Source organism: Roseiflexus sp., assembly GCF_057785375.1.
Genome location: NZ_JBYNRX010000009.1, coordinates 90,185 through 115,136, shown reverse-complemented (window position 1 = coordinate 115,136; position 24,952 = coordinate 90,185). Strand labels below are relative to the sequence as shown.

At 60.9% G+C, this 24,952-nt stretch carries 21 protein-coding genes and 1 tRNA gene; 10 read left to right on the top strand and 12 right to left on the bottom strand.

Features of this window, described 5'->3' with window-relative positions; genetic code table 11:
• Window positions 1-177: 177 nt before the first annotated feature.
• The 7 genes from AC3EA7_RS01980 to efp all read right to left on the bottom strand — a co-directional run bounded on the left by AC3EA7_RS01980 (window position 178) and on the right by efp (window position 6,295).
• Window positions 178-789 (bottom strand): Uma2 family endonuclease, encoded by a 612-nt coding sequence (locus AC3EA7_RS01980; RefSeq protein ID WP_488612347.1) that lies wholly within the window; start codon window positions 787-789, stop codon window positions 178-180.
• 14 nt (window positions 790-803) lie between these two features.
• Window positions 804-1,742 carry an acetamidase/formamidase family protein gene (locus tag AC3EA7_RS01975; RefSeq protein ID WP_488612346.1) on the bottom strand — a complete coding sequence of 313 codons (939 nt, stop codon included), beginning with the start codon at window positions 1,740-1,742 and terminating at the stop codon, window positions 804-806.
• A gap of 495 nt (window positions 1,743-2,237) precedes the next feature.
• Window positions 2,238-2,777, bottom strand: coding sequence for a hypothetical protein (locus AC3EA7_RS01970; protein WP_488612345.1), 540 nt, complete (start codon window positions 2,775-2,777; stop codon window positions 2,238-2,240).
• 14 nt (window positions 2,778-2,791) lie between these two features.
• Window positions 2,792-3,217, bottom strand: coding sequence for an FmdB family zinc ribbon protein (locus AC3EA7_RS01965; RefSeq protein WP_488612344.1), 426 nt, complete (start codon window positions 3,215-3,217; stop codon window positions 2,792-2,794).
• Between the two features lie 2 nt (window positions 3,218-3,219).
• Window positions 3,220-4,026, bottom strand: a complete 807-nt coding sequence (locus tag AC3EA7_RS01960; protein ID WP_488612343.1) for a Uma2 family endonuclease — start codon at window positions 4,024-4,026, stop codon at window positions 3,220-3,222.
• A gap of 14 nt (window positions 4,027-4,040) precedes the next feature.
• Window positions 4,041-5,729, bottom strand: a complete 1,689-nt coding sequence (locus tag AC3EA7_RS01955; protein WP_488612342.1) for an NAD(P)H-hydrate epimerase — start codon at window positions 5,727-5,729, stop codon at window positions 4,041-4,043.
• 2 nt (window positions 5,730-5,731) lie between these two features.
• Window positions 5,732-6,295, bottom strand: a complete 564-nt coding sequence (gene efp / locus AC3EA7_RS01950) for an elongation factor P (protein ID WP_488612341.1) — start codon at window positions 6,293-6,295, stop codon at window positions 5,732-5,734.
• Window positions 6,296-6,721: 426 nt separating this feature from the next.
• Here efp and AC3EA7_RS01945 point away from each other — a divergent pair, with 426 nt between their 5' ends.
• From AC3EA7_RS01945 to AC3EA7_RS01930, 4 genes are all read left to right on the top strand, one after another.
• Window positions 6,722-6,991, top strand: coding sequence for a DUF4160 domain-containing protein (locus AC3EA7_RS01945; RefSeq protein ID WP_488612340.1), 270 nt, complete (start codon window positions 6,722-6,724; stop codon window positions 6,989-6,991).
• Window positions 6,992-7,011: 20 nt separating this feature from the next.
• Window positions 7,012-7,314 carry a DUF2442 domain-containing protein gene (locus tag AC3EA7_RS01940; protein ID WP_488612339.1) on the top strand — a complete coding sequence of 101 codons (303 nt, stop codon included), beginning with the start codon at window positions 7,012-7,014 and terminating at the stop codon, window positions 7,312-7,314.
• A 192-nt stretch (window positions 7,315-7,506) separates the two neighbouring features.
• Window positions 7,507-7,791 (top strand): lipoate-protein ligase small subunit, encoded by a 285-nt coding sequence (gene lplB / locus AC3EA7_RS01935; protein ID WP_488612338.1) that lies wholly within the window; start codon window positions 7,507-7,509, stop codon window positions 7,789-7,791.
• Window positions 7,788-8,573: a lipoate--protein ligase family protein gene (locus tag AC3EA7_RS01930; protein WP_488612337.1), complete on the top strand. Its 786-nt coding sequence runs from the start codon at window positions 7,788-7,790 to the stop codon at window positions 8,571-8,573. Before lplB ends, AC3EA7_RS01930 begins: the two co-directional genes overlap by 4 nt.
• Before the next feature lie 20 nt (window positions 8,574-8,593).
• Here the strand turns inward: AC3EA7_RS01930 and AC3EA7_RS01925 are convergent, their stop codons facing one another.
• From AC3EA7_RS01925 to purF, 3 genes are all read right to left on the bottom strand, one after another.
• Window positions 8,594-9,586: a glycosyltransferase family 2 protein gene (locus tag AC3EA7_RS01925; protein WP_488612336.1), complete on the bottom strand. Its 993-nt coding sequence runs from the start codon at window positions 9,584-9,586 to the stop codon at window positions 8,594-8,596.
• 409 nt (window positions 9,587-9,995) lie between these two features.
• A complete protein-coding gene (gene polA / locus AC3EA7_RS01920; protein WP_488612335.1) occupies window positions 9,996-12,932 on the bottom strand; it encodes a DNA polymerase I in 2,937 nt (978 codons plus the stop codon).
• A gap of 756 nt (window positions 12,933-13,688) precedes the next feature.
• Window positions 13,689-15,089, bottom strand: a complete 1,401-nt coding sequence (purF, locus tag AC3EA7_RS01915; RefSeq protein ID WP_488612334.1) for an amidophosphoribosyltransferase — start codon at window positions 15,087-15,089, stop codon at window positions 13,689-13,691.
• Window positions 15,090-15,702: 613 nt separating this feature from the next.
• Between purF and AC3EA7_RS01910 the strand changes: the two genes are divergently transcribed.
• The 3 genes from AC3EA7_RS01910 to AC3EA7_RS01900 are packed head-to-tail and all read left to right on the top strand — an operon-like array spanning window position 15,703 to window position 19,031.
• Window positions 15,703-16,779, top strand: coding sequence for an ABC transporter ATP-binding protein (locus tag AC3EA7_RS01910; protein ID WP_488612333.1), 1,077 nt, complete (start codon window positions 15,703-15,705; stop codon window positions 16,777-16,779).
• Window positions 16,715-18,286 (top strand): ABC transporter permease, encoded by a 1,572-nt coding sequence (locus AC3EA7_RS01905; protein ID WP_488612332.1) that lies wholly within the window; start codon window positions 16,715-16,717, stop codon window positions 18,284-18,286. Before AC3EA7_RS01910 ends, AC3EA7_RS01905 begins: the two co-directional genes overlap by 65 nt.
• 49 nt (window positions 18,287-18,335) lie before the next feature.
• On the top strand, window positions 18,336-19,031 hold the full coding sequence (locus tag AC3EA7_RS01900; protein ID WP_488612331.1) for a zinc metallopeptidase: 696 nt from the start codon (window positions 18,336-18,338) through the stop codon (window positions 19,029-19,031).
• A 186-nt stretch (window positions 19,032-19,217) separates the two neighbouring features.
• Here AC3EA7_RS01900 and AC3EA7_RS01895 read toward each other — a convergent pair whose 3' ends face one another.
• Both AC3EA7_RS01895 and AC3EA7_RS01890 read right to left on the bottom strand, forming a co-directional pair.
• Window positions 19,218-21,620 (bottom strand): putative bifunctional diguanylate cyclase/phosphodiesterase, encoded by a 2,403-nt coding sequence (locus AC3EA7_RS01895; RefSeq protein ID WP_488612330.1) that lies wholly within the window; start codon window positions 21,618-21,620, stop codon window positions 19,218-19,220.
• 207 nt (window positions 21,621-21,827) lie between these two features.
• A tRNA-Arg gene (locus AC3EA7_RS01890) sits at window positions 21,828-21,903 on the bottom strand.
• A gap of 198 nt (window positions 21,904-22,101) precedes the next feature.
• Between AC3EA7_RS01890 and AC3EA7_RS01885 the strand changes: the two genes are divergently transcribed.
• The 3 genes from AC3EA7_RS01885 to AC3EA7_RS01875 all read left to right on the top strand — a co-directional run bounded on the left by AC3EA7_RS01885 (window position 22,102) and on the right by AC3EA7_RS01875 (window position 24,926).
• Window positions 22,102-22,653, top strand: coding sequence for a hypothetical protein (locus AC3EA7_RS01885; protein WP_488612329.1), 552 nt, complete (start codon window positions 22,102-22,104; stop codon window positions 22,651-22,653).
• Between the two features lie 129 nt (window positions 22,654-22,782).
• Window positions 22,783-23,478, top strand: a complete 696-nt coding sequence (locus tag AC3EA7_RS01880; RefSeq protein WP_488612328.1) for a response regulator transcription factor — start codon at window positions 22,783-22,785, stop codon at window positions 23,476-23,478.
• Window positions 23,475-24,926 (top strand): sensor histidine kinase, encoded by a 1,452-nt coding sequence (locus AC3EA7_RS01875; protein ID WP_488612327.1) that lies wholly within the window; start codon window positions 23,475-23,477, stop codon window positions 24,924-24,926. Before AC3EA7_RS01880 ends, AC3EA7_RS01875 begins: the two co-directional genes overlap by 4 nt.
• The last annotated feature ends 26 nt before the right edge of the window (window positions 24,927-24,952 follow it).

Sequence of the window (24,952 nt, the reverse complement as noted above, 5' to 3'; positions counted from 1 at the left end):
GTTCTCCGGGTAGACGAAGGCAAGTTCTCCGGGTAGACGAAGGCAAGTTCTCCGGGTAGACGAAGGCAAGTTCTCCGGGTAGACGAAGGCAAGTTCTCCGGGTAGACGAAGGCAAGTTCTCCGGGTAGACGAAGGCAATGCCTTCGTCTACCCAAGCGGCGATGCTTTGGATAGGCTCTACATCGTCGTATCCGGCGCACCAGCAAACAGATCGGCGACGCGGAAGGCGATGTCGGGCAGACAGGCGAACGTAACCTGCGCCGTCGCCTCCGCGACCTGCGGCGCGGCGTAGCGACCGGGGGCTTCGAGCAGGTAACGCCGCATCTGGCGTTCTTCCGGGTCCACAATCGCATACTCCGGGACGCCAGCCGCCGCATACGCCGCCAGTTTCACCCGTTCATCATAGGCGCGCGTCCCCGGCGACAGCACCTCGACAATCAGATCGGGGACGCCGTAGATCCGTCCATTGCGGAACAGATCGGCGCGCGATTGCAGCACCACCACATAGTCGGGCTGCACCGGGTCGCAACCCGGCATAATCACGCCGATCGGCGCCGGGAAACAGTATGCCAGCCCCGCATCTTCCGCCGGAATGCCGATGAAGCGCTCGAGACGACGGATAATCCACTGATGGAAACTGTGCGGCGCAGTGGTCATGTAGAGCACTCCATCGATGATCTCATAGCGGTTGCCGTCATTGGGGAGCGCCTCCCAATCCGCCAGCGTCCAGCGCCCCTGGAGCGGGCCAGCGACGACCGGCGAGTCGGTTTTTATCACGAGCGTGGTCATGGTTCCTCCCCGCCTCAGCGAAAGACGCTCAGCGCCATGTAAAACGACACGCACCAGTTGGGCGCGTCCACAATCTGGCTGATGCGCAGATCGCCCGCCAGACTGCACAGGATGTACGCGTCTTCGCGGCTCAACCCCTTCTCGCGCTCCAGCCATGCGATCATGTCGCGCACCGCATTCTGCGCATTCGTCATCAGGTCGGGTCCGATAGCGGTAGTGACAAAATATCCCTTCTCGTCATACGCGGGCTGGATCGGTCCTGGCGGCGTGAAGAACTGGTAGCTCCAGGGGCGCAGGCTCCGCCCTTTGAGCACGTTGAAGCGCAGGCTGAACTGCATCGGGCATTCGATGCCGGTGACGCACACCTCGCCGTCTCCCTGCGCCGCGTGGCAGTCGCCAGCCGAGAAGAGCGCCCCTGGCACGAAGACCGGCAGATACAGTTTTGCACCAACATTCAGATGGCGCGTGTCGATGTTGCCGCCGGCCTTGCCGCACGGCAGCACGTCGAACGCTCCCGGCTCATCGAGCGCCACTCCCATCGTGCCACAGAACGGCTGAATCGGAATGTGGATATCGTCGCGCAGCGGCGCAGCGACGCTATTGCTCAGGTCGAAGTGGCGAATGTACGGCGTGGTAAAATCGTTCGCCAGCAGCCCCAAGCCAGGAATGATCCCTGTCCATCCCCAATCGAGCGTCTGCATGCGCAGGACCTCGACTTCGAGAATATCGCCGGGTTCGGCGCCTTTCACAAAAATCGGTCCTGCCAGCGGGTAGAGCTGATCGAAATCGAGGTTCGTCAGCACTGACGCATCGCAACCGGGGGTCACCTGATTGTTCGTGACCTCGGCGGTCTCGCAGTGAACGATGTCGCCTGGCTCGATCTCGATGACCGGCGGCAGGCTGTTGTCCCATTTGTGGTGGACCTGATCGGGGCGGAGTGCGTGTTCTGCCATGGAAGCCTCCTCCTGCGCATTGATCTGGCGGATTGTGGGAGTTCCATTATACTATCACCTGCCGCATCCCGTTGGGTGGGCGAAGGCACTGCCTTCGCCCACCCAATCGACTTGTTCATACTAAATTGCAGTGGTTTGGACAATACTGCCGTTGCGCGCGGGACGCCGGGGCGCTGCAGGCGAAAGCCCTCGCTGAGCACGCGGTTCGACTGCGCTCACCGCAAGTGCAAGCCCCGCCGGGGCTGCTGATGCCAATGGGCGGTCAGGCGTCCATGACCGGGGCGTGTTGACCGTTGCGCCTTGCGAACCAGATGCTCGAACATCTTGTTTTGACTGACCGCAATGTGGCATCAGCCACCCTCTCGCCTCCCCCCTCTCGCCTCTCCCCTCTCATCTCTCCCCTCTCGCCTCTCCCCTCTCATCTCTCGCCTCTCATCTCTCCCCTCTCGCCTCTCCTCTCTCCCCTCTCACCTTTCCCCTCTCCCCTCTCCCCTCTCACCTCTTCCCTCTCGCCTCGCGCGCGCACTCTGCACACCAGAGCGCGCAGTTCTGCGCAGACCAGCGCCTGCCGCCACGACGCGGATCGACCAGGTAGTAGACTTCGAGCGGAACGCCGGCGATGCCGCACCGTTCGCACCTGCCCCGCGCCCGACGATACACGCGCCAGTTGTAGCGCGGCAGATGCAAATCGAGCGCCAGATGAACCGTCAATCCAACGGCAAGCGGGCGCAACGGGGACCAGAGGAGCGCCGCGAGCCAGACCAGCGGCAACGTGACCTGCGGCTCATGCGCGACGGAGCGGAGCGACCCGTAGCGCGGTCGTGTGTCGCCATACCGGGGTGAACGGTGACGCCGACGGTCGTAGCGCAGCGCGCCGACCGGGTTCCAATCGCCGCTGCGCAGTGCATACAGCAAAAAATGATCCGCATCCAGCGCCACGCCGCCGAGGGTGGTCAGCGCGGCGCGTAACGGCGAGCGCGGATAGAGCGCCAGACCGGTCGCCGCAGCCGCCAGAAAATGGACACGAAAATGCATGGCACGCTCGCCGCCTACGCCCACCCCAGATCATCCGGTCCTGCCGAACTCTTTTTCGATGAAGCGGACGATTCTTCCCCGTCCTCATCGGCGCCGTCTTCCTCGCCCTTTTCTTTGCGCTGCAATTCCTCTTCCAGCATTTCGTCCACCATCTCGTCCCAGTCGTCGCCGACTTCTTCGCCAAGTTCCCTTCCCAGTTTCTTCGCCCAACGCGCAATCGAGCGCGGGTCATTCTCATCGAGACCGGCGAGCATCGAAGGATCGGCAAGCGCCTCAACGCGTGATTCTTCGGACTTGAGCACCGCCACACGCGAAATCGCACGGCGCACGTCCGTGGCGCCGCAACGCGGGCAGGCCAGACCCTCGGGATCGCGGAATCCGTACACCAGTTTCTGGAAATGTCCATTGCAATGCGGGCAGAGATACTCGTAGATCGGCATGGCTACGCCTCCTCTGGCGCCTGTGGTTCGGTTGACGATTTCGTGCGCTTCGCCAGTGCAGCGCGCAAACGGGCAACTTCCGCCTCCAATTTTGCGGCGCGGGCTTCCAGTTTTGCGGCATGCGCCTCCGCCGCCAGACGCGCCGCCTCCGCCGCCAGGCGCGCCTGCGTTTCTGCGAGCAACTCGCGTTCGGCAGCCAGACGCGCCGCTTCCGCTGCACGCCGCGCCAGCACTTCTTCGTCCGATGTTGGCAACCGCTCACCGGTTTGCGAGTTATAGAGCCGCAGGATCGAGTCTTCCTGGCGCAGTTCCAGGTTCAGGGCGTCGCTCCTCAACGGAAACGTCTGCATACGTTCATACATCCCATTGACCAGCCGGAAACCCTGAAGCTGTGGATCGAGATAGTCGCCGTTGGGATCGAAGATAAAATACTCCGGCACTCCCAGCGCAGCGTAGATCGCCGGTTTGCGTTCACGATCATCCTTCTGCGTGCGTTTTGAGGTAATCTCGATGACCACATCCGGCACACGCCCGCCTTCCTTCCAGGTTTGGAAGATCCGACGACGGCGCTGCGGCACACCCATGATGACGAACACATCAGGCGCAACAACGGCGCGCGGGTTGCCTTCTTCGTAGTAAATGAACAGATTGCCCGCCACGTAGGCGATGGTCGAACTCAGGAACCACTTCAGAGCAAAGATGAGATCGGTCATCAAGTCGCGGTGCAGATCGGTCTCACCCATGGGTTTGCCGTCGCTCTCCGGATAGTGGACGCGCCGGGGGCGAGCGGGTCGTTCCAGCGTCGTCATGGCAGCGCCTTCCTTCACGATTGTTTCAGGGCGCGGATCGCCAATGGCAGACGCGGCAGCAGGTCACCGGCGAGCGCTCCTGTATCGCCAAGTTCATCACGCACCATACGGCCTGCGGCGCTGTGGAGGTAGACGCCGAGCGTGGCGGCGTCGAACGGCTTCAGCCCTTGCGCCAGCAGCCCCGCGATAGCGCCTGCCAGCACATCGCCGGTTCCGGCAGTCGCCAGCGCCGGGTTGCCGCCGTCGTTCACGCGCACTCGACCTTCCGGGTCGGCAATGACGGTGGTTGCGCCTTTGAACACCACGATCTGCTTCCAGCGCGCAGCGGCGTCCTTCGCCACATCAAGCGGAACGTCGGCAATCTGTTCGACGCCGAGCAGGCGGCGCATCTCGCCGGGGTGCGGCGTCAGCACGCACCTGCCATGAGGCAGGCGATTCCAGGCCGTGCTGGGAGCGACATCTGTCGTCTCAGGATGATGGATCAGGTCCGCCAGGATATTCAACCCATCGGCATCGATAACCGTGAATGGCAGTTCCGGTCGTTGTTTCACGGCGGCTTTCTCACTTCCTGCCGTTGCGATGCGAAACCCGATCTGCCCGCGATGGCGCGGCGATTGCAGCCCAAGCAACCGCTCGAAGAAAGCGCGCGTCGCCTTTTCGCGCCCCAGACCCGGACCGACCAGCAACACCTGATAATCGCCGAGGATGGTGAGCAGTTCGTCGGCTGCGGCATCGCCGAGCACTCCCCATTCGGCTTCGGGCAACGGGTGGAGCGTGACTTCGGGGATACGACCCGGACCGAACACCTGGCTGCGCCCGACCGCGAGGGTCACCAGCCCGGCGCCGACACGCGCCGCGCCAGCGCTCGCCAGCGATGCCGCACCGGGATAATTGACCGATCCGGCGACCACGAGCACTTTGCCGTATGTGCCCTTATGCGAGTCCGGCGGACGAGGCGGCAGGAGCGAACGCGCCAGTTTCCCGTCGATCAGTTCGGACATGATACCCTCCAGGTCGTCTGGCGAAAGTCCGATATCGACGCTGCGCAGTTCGCCAGCATACGCGCGCGCCGGGTAGAAGAGCAACCCGCGTTTGAGCAGACCGGTCGAAACGGTCAGATCGGCGCACACCGCATCGCCGAGCAACACGCCGCTATCGGCGTGAACGCCGGTAGGAACGTCCACCGCAAGCACAAAGGGCCGATTTGCCCGCTCCCGCTGCGCGGTCACTGCATTCAGCGTTGCAATAATCGTCGCCAGTTCGCCTTCGACCGGGCGGTTGGCGCCATACCCGAGGAGCGCATCGATCACCAGGTCACTTTCGGCAAGCGTGGCGCGCAGCGTCTCACCGTGCAGATCATCGGCGAAGCGCACCTCGAGAATGGCGCGTTTGCGGCATAATTGCCAGTTTTCGTCACCAGCAGCACTGCTCCGCCGCCAGAGGTAGAGTGTGACCTGCACGCCGGCATCGTGGAGCAGGCGCGCTGCTACAAGCCCATCGCCGCCATTGTTGCCGGGACCGACCAGCACCAGCGCGCGGCGACCCGTGGGGTTGCCGAGTACGTCAAGTGCAACCCGCGCCACCCCAGCGCCGGCGTGCTCCATCAAGCCCGACCACGTCGCGCCGCGGGCAACCGCCGCTTCTTCGATGGCGCGCATTTCTCCCGCAGTGACGATCTTGCCCATGGTCGTCAGACAGGACATGCCTACTTGATTCGTTCGATATACTCGCCGGTGCGTGTATCGATCCGCACATAATCACCCTGATTGACGAAGGCGGGAACCGAAACGACCGCGCCGGTCTCGAGCGTGACCTGTTTGTTGACGTTGGTCGCTGTATCGCCGCGCACCGCGACGCTTGCTTCCGTCACCTGCAACGTCACGAACAGCGGCGGTTCGACTCCCAGGATTTTATTGTCATCGTAGAACAGGATGTCGGCCATCTCGTTTTCTTTGAGGAACTTCGCCGGTGCGCCGATCATGTCTTCCGCCACTTCGATCTGCTCGAACGTTTCCGTATCCATGAAGTGGTAGACATCGCCCTCGCGGTAGAGGAACTGCATCGGGCGCTTTTCGACGCGCACAATCTCGATTTCGGAACCGGCGCGCACTCGCTCTTCAATCGTTTTGCCGGTCTCGATGTTCTTCAGTTTCATGATCACCATCGCGCGCCAGTTGCCGGGGGCGTGGTGGTAGAACTCCATCACGCGGTGCAGCTGGCCGTTGTAGCGGATGATCATATTCGTGCGCAGATCTGATGTTGTCGCCATACTCCTGATCTCCACAGAAAGCGCCGCTCGCCTGTGAGCGGCGCCGCATGAATCGGCTGGTACACGATATATGTCAATTATAGCACAGGACGTATGCGGGTGAGTCGGTCTGATCGACGTGTCCTTCGCTGGCGTGTGCGGGATACAGGGCGGCTGGCGTTGGCTGCGACAGGCTCAGCCAACGCCGTCGGATATAATGTTGCATTCACCGTTTGTCGCGCCTGTGCGCCTATGCTATAATACCCTCGCAGCACACAGCACGGAAAGGATCGTACTGAACCCTGATCGCTTTTACCATCCACAAAAATTAAGACCATGCCACAACAAACATCATCAGGAACATATAAATACGTGTAGCGAACGTAATCAAATCCCGGACGCGCTGATCGATCCTTTCTTTACAACCTGACATCTGGGGAGCATATCTTGCCTGAACTCGCACGCTTCTTTGGAGTTATTATCCGCATGTATGTAGAACCTGGCACACCACACCATCAGCCGCATTTTCACGTCTACTACCAGAACTATGCAGCGATTTATGGAATTGACCCTATCGAGTACATCAGCGGCGATTTACCGCAACGCCAGAAACGTCTCGTGGAGGCATGGGCGGAGTTACATCACCAAGAATTGCTTGAAAACTGGGCGCGACTACAGTCTGGACAACTTCCCCACAAGATAGCGCCACTCAAGTGATTGGAAAGGCAGGAAAAGGCATGAATCACGCAATTTGCCGCGTCATCGGATTAGAAATCGTCCGCCCCTATACTCTGCGCGTAAAATTCGATGATGGAACAGAACGCGAGATTAATTTTCAGCCTGTACTGGCAGGGGAAATATACGGCGCCTTACAGGACGAAACATTGTTCAATCAGGTAGCGATCGATCCTGAAGTCCACACGCTTGTGTGGCCCAATGGAGCGGATTTCGATCCTGAGACCCTCTACAATTGGAAGAAATATGAAGATGCGCTGAAAAGTATGGCGCGTCAGTGGGCAATAGATCAGGTCAAAGCCTAGAGCGAACACCTACTAGACACCTGCGCCTGACTCTGCTCTGTCACGCTGTGCAAAGCGGTTCGTCTCCATTGCTATCTGGCGCGCACGTTGACCCTACGTTGAGATGTTGAGCATGCTCGCCCGACGTATGATTGGTCTGGTCGTGAGAGACACTACAGCAGGCAATGGTCATACGGAAGAAAGGGAAGCGCCATGCATGGCGAATACAAAATCCCCGGCGGGAAATTGGTGGTCGTTGATCTGAATGTGGCTGATGGTGCGCTGCGTGATGTAGTGTTGAGCGGCGATTTCTTTCTCGAACCGGCGGAAGCGCTGGAATGGATGACAGCCGCGCTCGAAGGTCTCCCGGCGGATACGCCAGTTGAGACGATTGCCGCACGGGTGCACGACGCAGCCGCGCACGCCGAATTACTCGGCATTACGCCGGAAGGAGTTGCCGAAGCGGTACGCCGCGCTCTTCAGGGAGGTGCGCAATGAGCACACATCCATCATCTTCCTGGCGCATGTATGACTGGCAGTTGATCCAGGACGCGCCAACCTCCCCGGTGAAGCACATGGCGCTCGACGAAGCGCTACTCGAAGAAGTCGCCGCCGGACGTCGCCCGCCGACGCTGCGCATTTGGGAATGGGCTGCCGGCGCCATCGTGATCGGTCGCTTCCAGTCGCTGCGCAACGAAGTCGATCTAGACGGCGCGCAACGCCACGGGATACAGGTCGTCCGGCGGATCACCGGCGGCGGCGCGATGTTCATCGAACCGGGAAATACAATCACCTACTCCATCTACGCCCCGGTCGAACTGGTCGCGCGCATGAGCATGGTCGACTCCTACGCCTTTTTCGACCGCTGGGTGCTCGATGCGCTGGCATCGCTCGGCGTCGAGGCATGGTACCAGCCGATCAACGACATCACCTCGGCGGCGGGGAAGATCGGCGGGGCGGCGCAAACGCGGCGCAACGGCGCAGTGCTCCACCACGTCACCATGGCGTATGACATCGACAGCGCGAAGATGACGGAAGTGTTGCGGATCGGGCGCGAGAAACTCAGCGACAAAGGGATTGCCAGCGCCGCCAAACGGGTCGATCCGCTGCGCCGTCAGACCGGTCTGCCGCGTGAGGCGATCATCGCGCGGATGATCGACACCTTCCGCGCGCAGCATGGATTGACCGATTCTGCAATCAAACCAGAGGAGTGGCAGGCTGCCGAACGATTAGCCGAAACCAAATTCGGCACAGAAGAATGGCTGCGGGCTGTGCCATAATCTCAGGACGCCGAAGGGGATCACTCCTCGAACCCGATGGCATCGGCAACGATGTAGAGGGGGCGTTGCTTGACCTCATCGTAAATGCGGCCCAGGTACTCGCCGAGGATGCCGAGGAAAACCAGCTGCACGCCCCCCATGAACAGCACCGCCACCAGCGTCGTCGCCTGACCCAGCAGTTCATTGCCGAGCAGACGCAGAATAATCACCGCAATAATGCCGAGTAGACCGAGCGCCGCCACGCCGAACCCCACATAGGTCGCCAGTTGCAGCGGCAGGTATGAGAAGGCGGTAATGCCATCCATCGCAAACTTCAGCATCTTGCGCAGCGGATATTTGGTAACTCCCGCCTTGCGCGCATCGCGCTTGTAGGTGACGCCGGTCTGCTTGAAGCCGACCCACACCGACAACCCGCGCATGAAGCGGTGATGTTCGCGCATCGATTTGAGCGCATCGACCACCTTGCGATCCATCAGGCGGAAGTCGCCGGTGTCGGCAGGGATGTCGACACTGGTGATTTTGCGAATGAGGCGGTAGAAGAGGGACGCAGTGGCGAGTTTGAACGCCGTTTCGCCCTCGCGCTCAGAGCGCACGCCGTAGATGAGTTGATACCCCTCGCGCCAGCGGGCGATCATGTCCACAATCACCTCCGGCGGGTCCTGAAGATCGGAGTCGATCACGGCGACTGCCTTGCCGCGCGCGTAGTCGGTGCCAGCGGTAATGGCGATCTGGTGCCCGAAGTTGCGTGAAAAGTTGATCACTTTGACGCGCGGATCGCGTTCGTGCAGTTCCAGCATAATCTGGAGCGACCGGTCACGCGACCCATCATTCACCAGAACAATCTCGAACGGCTCTCCCTGCGGCTCGATGGCTGCCACAACACGACTGTAGAATTCCGGCAGCAGCACCTCTTCGTTATATACCGGCGCTACAATCGAAAACGTGGGGCGCTCTGCATCGGTCACGCGCTGGTCACGGGGATGCGCCTGCGTCACAGGTTCAACGAGGGTCATATGGGGATGATCTCCTGAAAAGATGTCCTTTCCGGTCAGCACGCCCATGCTCATCGTCGCGCCCTTTCATTGTAGCATATGCCTGTGCTGATTGTGGCACGCAAGCGTGACATGAGGATGATGCAGGGCAATGCACTGGATATGACGTTTGTCATTTTTGTAGCCCAGCGGTTGGTGAGGATTGAGAAGGGACGCCTCTACGATGCCCGCTGCCTGTTGCTTCCCTCCAAGACCCTTGAGGTCGGGACATGTGCAAGCGCAGAGCAAGGATCCTTTCGCTGGCAAGGTTCCACAGCAGACACCAATACATTGGAGAAGACCTCAAGGGTCGGGTACGTCTTTGACCTTCGGCAGGCGCGGCGCAACGCCCCTACTTTCCCACCTTCAACCTTCAACCTTCGCACCGGAATCACACCGGCGTCAATTCTTCCCAATTCGGTCCCTTTTCAATCTCGACGCGCAGCGGGACGGCAAACGGCGGGTGCATGTCGCTCAACACCCCTTCCATCCGGTCGCGCACCAGCGCCACCACCTCGTCCACTTCTGCTTCCGGCGCTTCGAAGATCAGTTCGTCGTGGACCTGGAGCAGCATACGGGTGCGCAACTCGCGGCGGTGCAGTTCAGCATCGACCGCGATCATCGCCAGTTTCATGATATCCGCTGCTGTGGACTGAATGGGATGGTTGATCGCCTCGCGCTCGGCGGCCTGACGCCGTGGACCGGAGGTGCGCAGGTCGAACATGGGTCGGCGGCGCCCGAAGAGCGACTGCACATACCCTTCGTTCCGTCCAGTTTCCAGCGTGCGGTCAATGTAGTCGCGGATGCGGGGGAACTCATTGAACAGGCTGTCGATCAAGGCGCGCGCCTGTTCACGCGAAATGCCGAGGCGCTGCGCCAGGCCGAACGGGCTGATGCCGTAGATAACGCCAAAAACGACGGTTTTGGCGATTCGCCGCTGATTCTTGTCCACGGCGCTGAAACCGACGCCGAACAGACGGGCGGCAGTGGCGGCATGGATGTCGCGCCCTTCGATGAAGGTCTGGATCAGGTTCGGATCGCCGGTGATGTGCGCCAGCACGCGCAACTCGATCTGCGAATAGTCGGCGGCGATCAACACGTGGCCCGGCGCCGCGATGAAACCGCGCCGCACCTCGCGCCCCTCGTCGGTGCGGGTCGGGATGTTTTGCAGGTTGGGCGAATTGCTGCTCAACCGCCCGGTCGCCGCGCCGAGCTGATTGTAGTCGGTGTGGACTCTGCCGGTCTCCGGGTTGACCAGCGCGGGCAACTCATCGACATAGGTCGATTTGAGTTTGCTCAGGCGACGGTGGTGCAGGATCAACTCGATGATGCCGGTGGTGTCGCTTGCCTGCAATTCCTCGAGCGCCTGCGCCGTCAGCGAGTAGCGCCCTGTCCGCGTGCGTTCGAGACCGGCGGTGGGCAGGTTGATCTTGGGACCGAACAACACCTCGCTCAACTGATCGCCGGAGTTGATGTTGAAAGGCTGCCCGGCGATGGCGAAGATCTGCCGCTCAATCTCTGCAAGTTCCCGCCCCATGCGCTCGCCAAGCGCCCGCATATACGGAACATCGAGCAGAATGCCCGCCTGTTCCATGCGCACCAGCACTGGGACGAGCGGCATTTCCAGGCGATAGAAGATATCGGCGACGCTGCCGGCGGCACGCAATTTCGCTTCGAGCGCCGGTTTGAGGCGCAGCGTCATATCGGCGTCGGCGGCGGCATACGGCGTGGCGCGCGCAATCGGCACCTCGGCGAAGGTGACCTGGTTCTTTCCCTTGCCGATCAGTTCGCCAATCGCATCGAGCGGCTCGGCGAGTTCCAGTTCGTAGAACGCCAGGTCTTTCAGGTTGCGGCGTTTGTCGAGCAACCCGGCTGCTAGCATCGTATCGAACGACAGACCGGCAACCGGGACTCCGGCGCGCTCCAGCACTTCGATGTCGAACTTGGCGTGGTGGGCGATTTTGGGGCGCGCCGGATCGGCAAAGAACGGACGCAGCGCCGCGATCACCCGCTCGCGCGGCAGTTGCGCCTCGCCAGTGGCATGCCCGACGGGAATGTACCACGCCCGACCGGGAACTGTCGCCAGCGACAGACCGACGAGGTCATCGCGCAACGGATTCATCCCGCACGTTTCGGTATCGAACGCAATCAGCGGCGCAACGGTCAGTTCGGCAAGTACCGCGTCCAGGTCCTCATCGCTACACGCAGCGCGGTATTCACCCGGCGCCGCGCGCAGCGGCGCTTCGATGTGCACTACAGGCGGCGGCGCTTCCACATCGCCGAACAGAGTCAACTGCTGCGGTTCGGCGGAAGGCTCGGATGTGGCAGGCGCTTCTGACGCGAACATATCAACCTGGCGCGGCTCTGGCGATTCCGCCAGCGGCACAGACGGCAACGGCTGCGGCGCTGGCGGCAACGGCTGAGCAGCGGTTGTGTTGCCGGAAGGAGGAAGGCGTTTGACGAGCGACGCGCCAAACTCGAGTTCCTGGAAGACTGCAATCACCCGGCTGCGGTCGTAGTCGGCGAGCGTCGCCGCCGCGAGATTAAGCGTCACCGGCGCATCACACACAATCGTCGCCAGTTTTTTGCTGAAGAGCGCAATGTCGCGCTGCCCTTCGAGATGTTTCTGATAGCGCTTCGGCGCTTCGTGCAGATGGTCGTACAGGTTCTCAATCGTATCGAACTGATTGAGGAGCGCAATCGCACCCGCCTCGCCGATGCCTTTGACGCCAGGGATGTTGTCGGACGGATCACCCTTCAAGCCACGCAGGTCAGCGAGTTGATCGGGGCGCAGCCCTTTGTAGCGTTCCGCCACCTCTGCGATACTGTAGCGCGTGGTATTTTTCGGTCCGCGAAGGTACGGATTATTGAGGAGCACGGTCACATGCTCATTGACTAACTGGAGCGTGTCGGTATCACCGGTGAGGATCAGCGTCTCGACGCCGCGTTCGGTCGCCTGGCGCGCCAGCGTGCCGATCACATCATCGGCTTCGTACCCTTCGGCGGTGTAGATCGGGATATCGAACGCCGCCAGCACCTGCTTGATACGTGCGAGTTGCTGCTCGAACTCCGCCGGGGTCTCGGCGCGGTTCGCCTTGTATTCGGCGTACAGATCGTCGCGGAAGGTTTTGCCGACATCGAACGCCACTGCGGCATACTCCGGGTGATACTCCTCGATAGCATTGAGCATGGCCGAGGTGAAGCCATAGACCGCATAGGTCGGCTCACCGGTCGATGAGCGCAGCCCGGCTTCCGCCAGCGCGTGGAAGGCGCGATACGCCAGCGCGTGACCATCGATCAACAACAGCAGCGGACGATTCGATCCCACAGAACGCTCACTTCGCCATCTGGCGCTTCAGCGAGTAACACGGATATTCTAACGCATTCTGCGGGGCGAGACAAACGATCCGACAAAAAACGCGCGCTACGGTGTGCGGTGCACGAGCGCACGATTCCATATGTGAGCGGTTTCCCGATGGCCTTCACGCTCGATACTGTTCGAAGCAACTCACACAAAGGCACGAAGACGCGAAGGTTTCGGAACGCACCTGAGCAGGAGGACGGCAACCGCATAGAGCCAGACCTCGTATGGGCGGGTCTCAGACCCGCTCATACGGGATTGCAGCGCCGCCTCGCTCCAACGCCCCCTTCTCCCTGCTTTGGCGCCGCGCTTCGGCATGCTCAGCGCATCGCTCAGCGCACTGCTTGTGGGAGAAGGGGATTGGGAGATGAGGGAAAAACAGGCATCGTGGTTGGCAGCGTCACCGGTCACAAGATGGAACCAGGCGCGCAACGTCGGGGATGAAATGTTCGCGTGTTCGTTGGGCAAAGCGCAACGGTCAACGCACACCGGCAGGCGTGTCGTGGACGCAGACTGCGCCCCGGCAGCAGCAGCCCCAGCGGGGCTTTCACGTGCGGTGAGCACGGTCGAACCGCGTGCAGTGAGCATGGTCGAACTGCGTCCTCAGCGAGGGCTTTCGCCCGCAGCGTCCCGGCAGTATGGTACGAATAACCGCACGTTCGTATTAGTCCTGGGCAGCGCAGCAGGTGAGCCGCCAGCCGTTGGGCTACGTTGCCGTCTTCCTCACCCCTCGAACGCCTCCTTTTCCAGCAGCTGCACATCCACCGGATACCTGCCGGTGAAACAGCCGTTGCAGAACCCCTTGCTCGCACTGCCGGTTGCGCGAATGAGACCCTCCAGGCTGAGGTATGCCAGGCTATCGACTCCCAGGTGATCGCGGATTTCCGGCAGCGTCAAGCGGTGCGCAATCAGCTCCGGGTAGGTGGCCATATCAACGCCGAGGAAGCAGGGGTGTTTGATTGGCGGCGACGAGACGCGCATATGCACCTCGACAGCCCCGGCATCACGCAACAGCCGCACGATTGGACCCGACGTATTCCCGCGCACGATGCTGTCGTCCACCAGCACGACGCGCTTGCCTGCCAGACTATCGCTGAGCGGGTTGAACTTCAACTGCACGCCCAGTTTGCGCAGGCGGTCGTCGGGTTGAATGAAGGTGCGCCCGATATACCGGTTTTTGATCAGCCCTTCCTGATAGGGAATACCCGACTGCTGCGCATAGCCGATGGCGGCAGGCACGGCGCTATCCGGCACCGGAATAACAATGTCGGCGTCTGCTGGCGCCTCGCACGCCAGTTCGCGTCCGGCGGCCACTCGCGCCGCGTGGAGGGTCTGCCCGTCCACGATGCTGTCGGGCCGGGCGAAGTAGATATACTCGAAGAGGCACATTGCGCGCTGCGGCGCGGGAGAGTGTGCAATAGTGCGTGGACCGCGCTCATCGAACGCCACGATCTCGCCCGGCGCCAGTTCACGCTCCAGCGTTGCGCCGATCGTCGCCAGCGCACAACTCTCTGATGCCACCACCCAGCCACCATTACCGAGATGCCCGTAGCAGAGCGGGTGCAACCCCCACGGATCGCGGAGAGCGTAGAGCGTATCGCGCGTCAGCACCGCCAGGCAATACGCACCTTCGGCGCGGATCATGAAGACGCGCAGTTTTTCCTCCCAGGTGCGTCCTTCGCCGCCCGCCAGCATCTGCGTGATCACTTCACTATCGCTCGACGACATTAATCCGACGCCGCGCATCAACAACTCGCGCCGCAGTTGCGGCGCGTTCGTCAGATTGCCATTATGACTGATCGCCAGCGGACCAAGGACGCTTTCGACCATAAAAGGCTGCGCGTTTTGCAGTTTCGAGGAGCCGGTGGTGGAGTAGCGCGTATGACCGATAGCAATGTAACCTTTGAGCGGGCGCAATTTTTCCTCATTAAACACCTGAGCGACCAACCCCATCTCTTTATGGAGATGAATGCGCCGCCCATCGGAGACTGCAATGCCTGCGCTTTCCTGTCCGCGATGTTGCAATGCATAGAGACCGAAAAACGTCAAGCGCGCCACGTCCTCGTGCGGCGCGTAGATGCCAAAAATGCCGCACTCATGCCCTGGCTTGTCGCCCCCTGCCATGTAATTGCTCCCTGATGAAGGAAAGGATGCCCCGGCAGCGTAGTCGAGCCATAAGGGCGCAGACGCAGGTGAGTCTCTTTACCGGGGCTATGTACTGCCACGATCTGCGCATGGGTATTATACCGCAATGTCCCCGATCAATGGCTTTGCATTGAAGCGATATCGCCGGACAACAGCCTGCCTCACGCTTCAGCTGCATCCTGTACAATGAAGATACGCCAAAGCGTGCAGGAGGGAACCTGATACCAGGCAGCGGTTCGCGCGCCCGGTTCGCAAGGCGCAACGATGCACACCATACGCCGGCAGCCGTACGCTCACCGCGCCTGGGACTCAGCAGCCCCAACGGGGCTTCCACGTGCGGTGAGCGTAGTCGAACCGCGTGCTCAGCGAGGGCTTTCGCCCGCAGCGGTCCGACGTTTCGCCGCGCGCCCTGGCAATTATGACTTCACTGCAAAAAGCTAACCACGAAGGTCACAAATGGACACAAAGGAAATGCGCTTCATGTTTATTCGCCTTCGTGTCGTGTCCTTTGTGGTTAAGTCTTTGTGCAGTGGATTCAATATTGTCCAAATGACCGCGTATTCGTATCAGTTCTTCGCGCAGGAGCGCACCCATGACATCGACGCGCGCCAACGCCATTGAGTCGCACAACGTCAGCCTGATATTCGGCGAAAACGCCGGCGTCTTTGATCAAACCTATACTGTGTCCGAAGGAACGATCCTCGGGCTGATCGGACCGAGCGGGTGCGGTAAAACCACCACCGTGCGCCTGGCGCTCGGTCTCTACCGCCCGCACAAAGGAACCATCCGCGTGCTTGGCGCCAATCCGGCGACATTTCGCGCCGAACAGCAGGCGCGCATCGGGTATATTCCGCAGCAGTTCGTGCTTTACCCGAACCTGAGCGTTGCGGAAAACGCCGAGTTTCTGGCATCACTCTATGGCATGCGTCGCCATCAGATCCGCCGGCGCCTCGACGAACTGCTCGAATTCGTCGATCTCGCCAGTGCGCGCAATCGGCTGGGGCGGCAACTCTCCGGCGGCATGCAGCGCCGTCTCATGCTGGTTGGCGCACTGATGCACGACCCGGATCTGATCTTCGCCGATGAGCCGACGGCGGGCATCGATCCGGTGCTGCGCGGACGATTCTGGGACTACTTTCGCACCCTGCGCGACCAGGGACGCACCCTGCTGATCACGACTCAGATCGTGAGTGAAGCAATGTACTGCGACTATGTCGCCGTGATGCGGCAGGGGCGCCTGCTGGCGATGGATACGCCGCAGAACCTGAAGCGTCGCGCCCTCGGTGGCGAGATTATCCACCTGACGCTGGCGAACCCGGCGAATCTGGCGAAAGCGGTCGGCGCGCTGCGCCGCTGCCCGCACGTCAAAGAGGTGCGCTACGTCCCCGAATCGGACCGTGAACTGTACGTCACCGTCGATGATGCCGGGGACTGGATTCCAGAAGTGCTCAACGTCCTGGAAGACCCGAATGGTCCGAACATCGTTGTTGAGAGCGCCGAAGAACTGGCGCTCACCTTCGATGATGTCTTCATCCGTATCATCCGGCAGTGGGAAGACCAGCCGATCGAACAAACCGCCGATGCGATGATGGGGAGAGAGTCCTATGGCCAGCACAGCGCCAACACGTCCCACACAGCGCACCCTGACAACCCCGCATCCCGCCGATGAAGCGGTGCGCTGGCTGATCCGCATCCGCGCCTACTTCCTCAAAGAAGTGCGCGAGATCCGTCGCCAACCGCTGCTCCTGATCAGTCTGGTCGCCGGTCCGCTCCTGGTACTCGTGCTTTTCGGCGCCGGGTTTGTGAACAGCAACCCGGTGCTGCGCACCGCGCTCATTCTGCCCGACGATCTGCCGGCTGAGATGCGCACACAGATCACGAGTCTGGTGGGTCTCAACTTCAGGTTGGTCAACCGCGCCTACACTCCTGCCGAAGCGCGCGCGGCGCTGGCAAACGGCGATCTCGACGTCATTCAGATCGTGCCGGACGATGTGTTCGGCAAACTGCAACGCGGCGAAAATGCGACAATTCTGATCTACTCGAACGCGATCAACCCGCTGGTCGAAGGATGGATCCAGTACCTGGCGTATGCTCAGGTCAATGAGATCAACAAGGCGTTGCTGACGGAACAAACTCGTCTGGCACAGCAGCAGGCGCGCACGGTTGGCGTGCGGATCACGGCCGGCGCCAATCGTCTGACCGAACTCGAACGCGAGGTGAGCCGCGCCGAGCAGGAAGCCATTCGCCAGGAACTGCGCACCCTGCGCGCGCTGATCGTGCAGTTCCGCGACGCCATTCCACCGGACAATCTGTTCGCCGGTCGCGGCGATGATGTCGAAAACTTGCGGGCGCGCGCCGATGACGCCATCCAATCTCTCGATGCGGTGGACGCTATCCTGGCTTCCGGCGACCTCGAGCGCGGGTTGGAAGAACTGCGCGACTCGAAGGAACTGCTGATGCTCCTCGATCAGCAGATCGCCATTTTTGTCAACATCGCGCCGGAAACGATCGTCTCGCCGGTACAGCAACGCTACCAGAACATCCGCACCGAATCAATCGGGCAGGCAAGCGGCGCTTATCCGGCAGTGGTATACTATGCACCAGGCGTTCTGGCATTGTTGGTGCAGCATACGGCAGTGTCGCTCGGCGCGCTGGCGCTGGTGCGTGAACGCATGATGGGCGCATTCGAATTGTTCCGGGTGTCGCCCGCCAATATGGTGCAACTGCTCATCGGCAAGTATCTCGGCTACACGATGATTATCGCGGTTGCATCGGCGGCGCTCACAGCGGCGATGCGTCTGTTTGGCGTGCCGCTTCAGAGTAGCTGGCTTCTCTTTGCGTTGTTGTTGCTGCTGCTGACGATTGCATCGCTGGGAGTGGGATTTCTCATCTCGACTGTTGCAGGATCGGACAGTCAGGCCATTCAATTTGCAATGATCAGTCTCTTGCTCTCGATCTTCTTTAGCGGCTTTTTTATCAGCCGTGACAGTTTCGCAGCCTGGATCGAGCCGATCATTGCACTCATCCCGATGAGTCATGGAGTTGCAGGGTTTCACGACCTGATGCTGCGCGGCGTCATACCCGATGCGGAGGTCTGGATCGACCTGGGGATCATAGCGATTATCACATTTGTGTTAGTAACCTTCCTGACACAGCGCCAGTTCCGTCGCGCATAGGGCATGGAGGCGCACCGTCAGGACACGAGGCGTTCAGAAGGAAACGACTATGTTCTTTAGCCCTCTCTATCTGATTGTGATGCTGCTTGGCGCAGGCATCACGCTATGGGCGCAGTGGAAGGTGCAATCCACCTACAAGAAGTACGCCCAGGTGCGGAATGCACGCAATATGACCGGTCTTGACGTGGCGCGCGTTCTGATGCGCAACGAAGGTCTCGATTATGTGCGTGTCGAGCAGATCAGCGGTGAGCTGACCGATCACTACGACCCACGGGCGAAAGCAATGCGCCTCTCCGCCGGTTCGATTGCCCATCCATCGGTGGCAGCCATGGCGATCGTGGCTCATGAGTTGGGGCATGCCTTGCAGGATCGGCAGGGATACGCCTGGCTGCGCCTGCGATCGGGGATCGTCGGCATTGTCAACGTTGGTTCACAACTCGGCGGTATTCTGTTGATGGTCGGGCTGGTGCTCGGCGCCTTTTCACGGGCGGGGCTGGCGCTTGCCTGGATCGGCGTCCTTCTGATGAGCGGCGGCGCCATTTTCAGCCTGGTAACGCTACCGGTCGAGTTCGACGCCAGCGCGCGCGCCCGCGCTATGCTCGAACGGTACGGTCTGGTGACGCGCCAGGAAGCCGAGGGGGTTAAGGCGGTGCTCGATGCCGCAGCGCTGACCTACGTCGCCGCTGCAGCGACTGCCATTCTCCAGATGTTGTACTATGTGTCGCTCCTGATGCGGCGACGGTAGCAGACCTTGCCGACCTGAGGCTCACGAACAGGAGTTGCGCGGTTGCTCACGGACAAGCCGCGTAACGACGTTTTGCCTTCAGCAGAGCCGTCCTTATCTTCTTTTGCAGTGCGGTGCGGCGGCAATACCGCCCACCGCACCACCCTCATCGAAAGTGCCATAGTGCCGCAGGCTCTGGCAGAACTCCTAAGCCGCAGTTCTTGGTTCTGGGTTCTCGGTGCTCAATCCCACGCGCTGCTCAATCAAGCTCGCCGAATCCGCATCAACCGCTCGCCCAAACAGCCACCCCTGAGCGCAGGTGCAGCCAAGGCGCAACAGCACCATGCGTTGCTCTTCCGTCTCGACGCCTTCCGCCACCACATGCAACCCCAACTCCCTGGCAAGTGTAATAATCGCGCGCACAATCGTGGTAGACAGCGGATCGTGCATCATCGACTGGATGAACGTCCGGTCGATCTTCACACCATCGACCGGCAGACGCGCAAGATACGTGAGTGATGAGTACCCCGTGCCAAAATCGTCCAGCACCACCTGCACACCCAATGCCTTGAGTTGTTGCAACTGCGACACGACCAGATCAAGGTCTGTCAGCGCCACTTTTTCGGTAATTTCGACGGTCAACGCGGAACCGGGCAGATTGAACTCATAGAGCGCCTGTTTCACCAAGCGCGGCAGATCCGCCTGTTCGAGCTGCCGGCTATGAATATTGATGCTAATGGAGAGGTCGGCGGCGGCGCCGAACTGATCGCGCCAGCGCCGCGCCTGACGGCAGACTTCACCAATGCTCCAGGCGCCCAGTGACGGAATCAAGCCCGCTTCCTCGGCCACCGGCAAAAAACTATCAGGGAGCATTAAGCCGTTGAGCGGACGATGCCAGCGCATCAACGCCTCAAAGCCATGGATTGCGCCACTGGAGAGATCGACGATTGGCTGATAGTGCATCACTAACATCTGATGCTGCAATGCCTGGCGCAACTCGATTTCGAGTTGCAGTTGCGTTGCCGCTGCCGTATGCATCGCCTCCTCGAACAGCACAATCCGCGATCGTCCGCGCACCTTCGCCTGATGGAGCGCCGTATCGGCATCGCGCAACAGCGCTGCCGCATCCCTCGTGCGCCCATCGTCCACCGCGATGCCAAGGCTGACGCCGACCGTCAATGAATGCTCCTGCACGGCGATGGGATGACTGAGCGACTGCTGGATGCGCAACGCAATCCGCCAGATATCCTCCAGTGAACCGACCGAATCGACAACGATAGCAAACTCATCGCCGCCGAGACGCGCCACCGTGTCACCAGGACGGGTGATATGCTTCAAACGACCGGCGACTGCCACCAATACCTCATCACCGACCGTATGCCCAAGGCTGTCATTGATCTGTTTGAAACGATCCAGATCGAGCAACAGCACACCGCACGGCGCTGATCCGCGCCGATTGCGCCGTTCCAGCGCGAGTTGCAACCGGTCGAGCATGAGTGTTCGATTTGCCAGACCGGTGAGCGGATCGTGCGATGAAAGGTACGCCAGGCGATCCTCGGTCAATTTGCGTTGCGTCACATCAGTATGCACCGCAACCAATGCGATGACCTGATCCGACGCATCCAGCACAGGGTCGATATGCAACAACACGCTGATTGCGTGACCCTGACGGTCGATCAGGCGCATTTCGCCGCGATAGGACTGCCCGCCGCGCACTGCGGCCAGCGCCGCGCGCGCCGTGCCGACATCGCGATACAGACGCAACAAACCGCCAGCCACCCGGAGATCATCGAGCGTCAAACCGGTCATTTTCTGAAACGCCGGGTTCTGGTAATGCGGAACGCCGTCGAGATCGGCAATCACAACACCATCGCTGGTGCTGGCAATGGCAGCCATCATCAGGCGGAGATCGACATCGAGGCGGTGATGGCGCGAGATGCTGCGCAGAATCGCCAGGTATGCGGTATCGGACTGATCGCTGAGCACGCGAAGCGAGAACAACTCTGCCGTGATCGGCTCACTATTGCGTCGCGGAATGTCAATCGTCGTCGCCAGGTTCGAGACGATAGGGGTGCCAAACGGTTCACCGATCAGTCGCTCGGTCAGCACGCCAAACAATGCGGCTGCGGCAGCGTTCGCCTGATTGACCCGCCCGTCACGACCAATCAGGAGCACCGCATCGTTGCTGCGCAGGATGAGATCCTTCAGTGCAGCCGGTTGGCCTTTCTTCTCAGCCAGACGATGCACCGCAGCGCTGCGCAACCGGGCCACGATCGCGCTTGCCGCCGCTTCGGAACTGACGAAATCGTGTGCGCCCGCCGCCAGCGCCGCCAGTGCGCGCGGGTCGGCATCGTTCACCACCAGCGCCAGGATGGGCACATGCGGCGCAACCGTCACAATCGAGGCGATCAATTCCAGCGGAACATCGGGGAATGGGCTGACATCAAGCAGCACCACATCCACATGAGTGACCGACAATGTGTACAGCACCTGATCAGGGGATACGTGATCGAGAGTAATCGCCAGATCGCCGAATGCTGCGCGGAGCCTGCCTGCAACTTCATCACTCCGGGCAACCAGTAACACGCTGAGGGGTGTCTCGTCATTCATAGCGCCTCGTACTCGCTGGTAATACACATGACTCGGACGACACTGTTTCTCTGGAAACCTGGAAGCAAGCCGTCTCCTGATCGAGCGGCGCGCGCTGTGGCAGGCGAAAGAACAGGCTACATTGTGCAAGAACGACTGATGCAACGTACTGATCTGATTGGTGAGCGCCCTGGATTATCAGTGATCAGGCAATGACAAGGGGGAAATTGGCGGTCCAGGAGGGACTCGAACCCCCAACACCCAGTTCCGAAGACTGGCGCTCTATCCATTGAGCTACTGGACCTCTAACCATTACTTAGTGTAGCACAGGAAGTTACATAATGCAACGCTTCATTAAGTGACACAGAATAGCGCAGGTCGCCACGACCAATGAGCACTTCCCCACAATCTGCGCGTCATCTCCATCAGTTCTCCATCTTCCCCTGCTACACTTCAGGCGCAATCACAAAGACCATCGCGCTGATACGAAAGGAGCCCATCAATGAAATCGCGTATACTGGCATGGGTTATTGGAGCGCTGACGGTCGCGGCGCTCGTCTTCACCGTCTCGAACGTCGCTGCACAAACCGCGCCAGGCGCCTGCCCGTTCGGCGGGGTCTGTCCCACAGGCACGCCCCAGGCGCTACGCGCAGGCGGCGGTGCGCAGATGCAGGGACGCGACGGCGGATTGATTGGCGTTGCTGCCGATACGCTGGGCATGACGCGCCAGGCGCTGCTGAACGAACTGTCCAACGGCAAAACGATTGCGGATGTGGCGCTAGCAAAGGGGGTTGATCCGCTGAAGATCGTCAATGCGTTCGTTACGCCGCAGTTCGCCCGCATCGACGCGCTGGTCAGCAACGGCGTGATCACGCCGGCACAGGCGGAAGACGCCAAACAGCGGATGCGCACGCACATCACCGTCCTGGTCAGTTCGCCGATGGACCGTTGGGTGCGGCAGGCGCACGATCCGCTGATCGGACAGCGCCCGGACAACGCCGGGCAGGGAGCGACCGCGCAACCCGGCGGGCGTGGTCCCCGGCGCAATCGCTGACAATGCCCGGCGCGCTGCGTCAGAGCAGGCGCGCAGGAGGTTCCGGTTTCGCGGAACAGAAGCAGGTCTCACAACGTCGTGAGGCCTGCTTCTGGTACAATGATGGAAGTTCGATGACGAGGATACGATATGCCTCAGCGCATTCTGGTCGTTGATGATGATCGACAGATCACACGGCTGGTCGGTGCGTACCTGGAACACAGCGGGTTTCAGACCTTGACTGCGCACGATGGCGCTACTGCCCTTCGCCTGGCGCGCAGTGAGCGCCCTGATCTGATGGTGCTCGATCTGATGCTGCCCGATGTCGATGGCGCCGATCTGACGCGCACGATTCGCGCCGATCCGCATCTCGCCTCCTTGCCGATTATTATGCTGACCGCGCGCGTCGAAGACACCGATAGGATTGTGGGACTCGAACTCGGCGCCGATGATTACATCACCAAACCGTTCAATCCGCGTGAGGTGGTTGCGCGCGTGCGCGCCGTTCTGCGGCGTACCGGCGGCGGCGCACCGCTGCCGACAGCCATGCTCGAAGCAGGACGGGTGCGGCTCGATCCCGACCGGCACGAGGTGTCCGTGGCGGGACAACCGCTCAATCTGACGCCCACCGAGTTTCATCTGCTGCGCACGTTTCTGAGTCTTCCCGGCCATGCCTTTACACGCCAGGAGTTGATCGAAGCAGGTCCTGGCTATGAGTACGAGGGAATGGAACGAACCATCGACAGCCATATCAAAAATCTGCGCCGCAAACTCGAAGCAGTCGATGCAGGCGTCAAGATCGAAACCGTGTATGGCGTGGGCTATCGCCTGAAGGTCGTCGTATGATCCGGCGATTGTGGGTTCAACTGGCACTGGCATTCGCCCTGGTGACAATGCTGAGCGTGGCGTCGGTCGCGTGGCTGGCGAACACCCGCGCCAGCGCCGATTTCCGCACGTTTCTGGCGCAGAGCCAGGTGCAGCAATTCGATCTCATCCCGCGCCTCGCCGCATACTACACCGCTCATCACGACTGGGAAAACGTCGAGACTGTCTTCGCCGACATTCGGGGGATGGGACCACGCGGCATGGGACCGGGAGGTCCCGGAATGATGCGTGGTCCGCTCGACCTGGCGCTTGCCGATGCCGCGGGAAGGGTTGTGTACCCCAGCGCCTCCGGGAATGCGCCGGCGTCCTACCTCAGCCGCGACGATATGCGCCAGGCGCTCCCGATAGTCGTCGATGGCGCTCCGGTCGGGTACCTGGTAGTGCGCGTGCAGCGCGATACCGCGCTTTCTACCGCAGCACAGCGCTTTCTGGATCAACTGAACCAGACATTGATCCAGGCAGGCTTCATCGCCGGTGCGCTTGGACTGATCCTGGGAGTCATTATTGCGCGTGGCCTGACCGCGCCGCTTGATCGGCTGGCGCATGCCGCTCATCGCCTTGCCGCCGGCGATCTGACGCAGCGCGCGCCCGTTGCCGGACCGGTCGAGGTCGCCGGCGCTGCTGAAGCCTTCAATACCATGGCCGCCAGTCTCGAAGAAGCGGAGCAGACACGCCGTCGGTTGCTCGCCGACATCGCTCACGAACTACGCACGCCGCTTACCGTCATTCAGGGCAATCTGCGCGCTCTGCTCGACGATGTGTTCCCGCTCGAAAAAGATGAGATTGCTACGATCTACGATGAAACGCTGCTGCTCAGTCGCCTGGTCGCCGATCTGCGCGAACTGACGCTCGCCGAAGCCGGTCAGTTGCGTCTGAACCGGGCAGCCGTCGATATGGCGGCTATCATTGCGCAGAGTGTGGCGCTGTTCAACGCACAGGCCATCGAGAAAGGAATAACGCTGCATACCGATTGTGAACCGCACCTGCCGCCGGTGCTGGCAGATGCCGATCGCGTCGCACAGGCGCTCAACAATCTGCTGTCGAATGCGTTACGCTACACGCCTGAAGGAAAGACAGTGCGCATTGTGGCTGCGCGAGCGCATCGGGCGCCCTGCGCCGCGCCAGACGCCGATATGGTCTGCATCCGCGTCATTGATACCGGTCCTGGCATCGCCCCCGCCGACCTGCCGCACGTTTTCGAACGCTTCTGGCGCGCTGACCGCGGGCGTGCGCGAGCGCAAGGCGGCACAGGTCTTGGGCTTGCCATTGCTCGCCAACTCGTGCTGGCGCACGGCGGCGCAATCGGCGTCGAAAGCGAACCGGGCAAAGGAGCATGCTTCTGGTTTACCCTTCCTGTGGCAGATATGCCTGTAACGTCTCAGCCGCTCGATGCATCATATTCCTGGTGACAACTGGAACAAAGAATCGTAGAGGA

Coding starts and splice junctions, on each gene's coding strand:
- AC3EA7_RS01930 (WP_488612337.1), top strand. CDS start 7,788: ATGAGCACACATCCATCATCTTCCTGGCGCATGTATGACTGGCAGTTG.
- AC3EA7_RS01960 (WP_488612343.1), bottom strand. CDS start 4,026: ATGACGACGCTGGAACGACCCGCTCGCCCCCGGCGCGTCCACTATCCG.
- AC3EA7_RS01875 (WP_488612327.1), top strand. CDS start 23,475: ATGATCCGGCGATTGTGGGTTCAACTGGCACTGGCATTCGCCCTGGTG.
- AC3EA7_RS01880 (WP_488612328.1), top strand. CDS start 22,783: ATGCCTCAGCGCATTCTGGTCGTTGATGATGATCGACAGATCACACGG.
- AC3EA7_RS01970 (WP_488612345.1), bottom strand. CDS start 2,777: ATGCATTTTCGTGTCCATTTTCTGGCGGCTGCGGCGACCGGTCTGGCG.
- AC3EA7_RS01975 (WP_488612346.1), bottom strand. CDS start 1,742: ATGGCAGAACACGCACTCCGCCCCGATCAGGTCCACCACAAATGGGAC.
- AC3EA7_RS01955 (WP_488612342.1), bottom strand. CDS start 5,729: ATGTCCTGTCTGACGACCATGGGCAAGATCGTCACTGCGGGAGAAATG.
- lplB (WP_488612338.1), top strand. CDS start 7,507: ATGCATGGCGAATACAAAATCCCCGGCGGGAAATTGGTGGTCGTTGAT.
- purF (WP_488612334.1), bottom strand. CDS start 15,089: ATGGCAGGGGGCGACAAGCCAGGGCATGAGTGCGGCATTTTTGGCATC.
- AC3EA7_RS01965 (WP_488612344.1), bottom strand. CDS start 3,217: ATGCCGATCTACGAGTATCTCTGCCCGCATTGCAATGGACATTTCCAG.
- AC3EA7_RS01910 (WP_488612333.1), top strand. CDS start 15,703: ATGACATCGACGCGCGCCAACGCCATTGAGTCGCACAACGTCAGCCTG.
- AC3EA7_RS01980 (WP_488612347.1), bottom strand. CDS start 789: ATGACCACGCTCGTGATAAAAACCGACTCGCCGGTCGTCGCTGGCCCG.
- AC3EA7_RS01900 (WP_488612331.1), top strand. CDS start 18,336: ATGTTCTTTAGCCCTCTCTATCTGATTGTGATGCTGCTTGGCGCAGGC.
- AC3EA7_RS01895 (WP_488612330.1), bottom strand. CDS start 21,620: ATGAATGACGAGACACCCCTCAGCGTGTTACTGGTTGCCCGGAGTGAT.
- AC3EA7_RS01940 (WP_488612339.1), top strand. CDS start 7,012: ATGAATCACGCAATTTGCCGCGTCATCGGATTAGAAATCGTCCGCCCC.
- AC3EA7_RS01925 (WP_488612336.1), bottom strand. CDS start 9,586: ATGACCCTCGTTGAACCTGTGACGCAGGCGCATCCCCGTGACCAGCGC.
- AC3EA7_RS01885 (WP_488612329.1), top strand. CDS start 22,102: ATGAAATCGCGTATACTGGCATGGGTTATTGGAGCGCTGACGGTCGCG.
- AC3EA7_RS01905 (WP_488612332.1), top strand. CDS start 16,715: ATGGCCAGCACAGCGCCAACACGTCCCACACAGCGCACCCTGACAACC.
- efp (WP_488612341.1), bottom strand. CDS start 6,295: ATGGCGACAACATCAGATCTGCGCACGAATATGATCATCCGCTACAAC.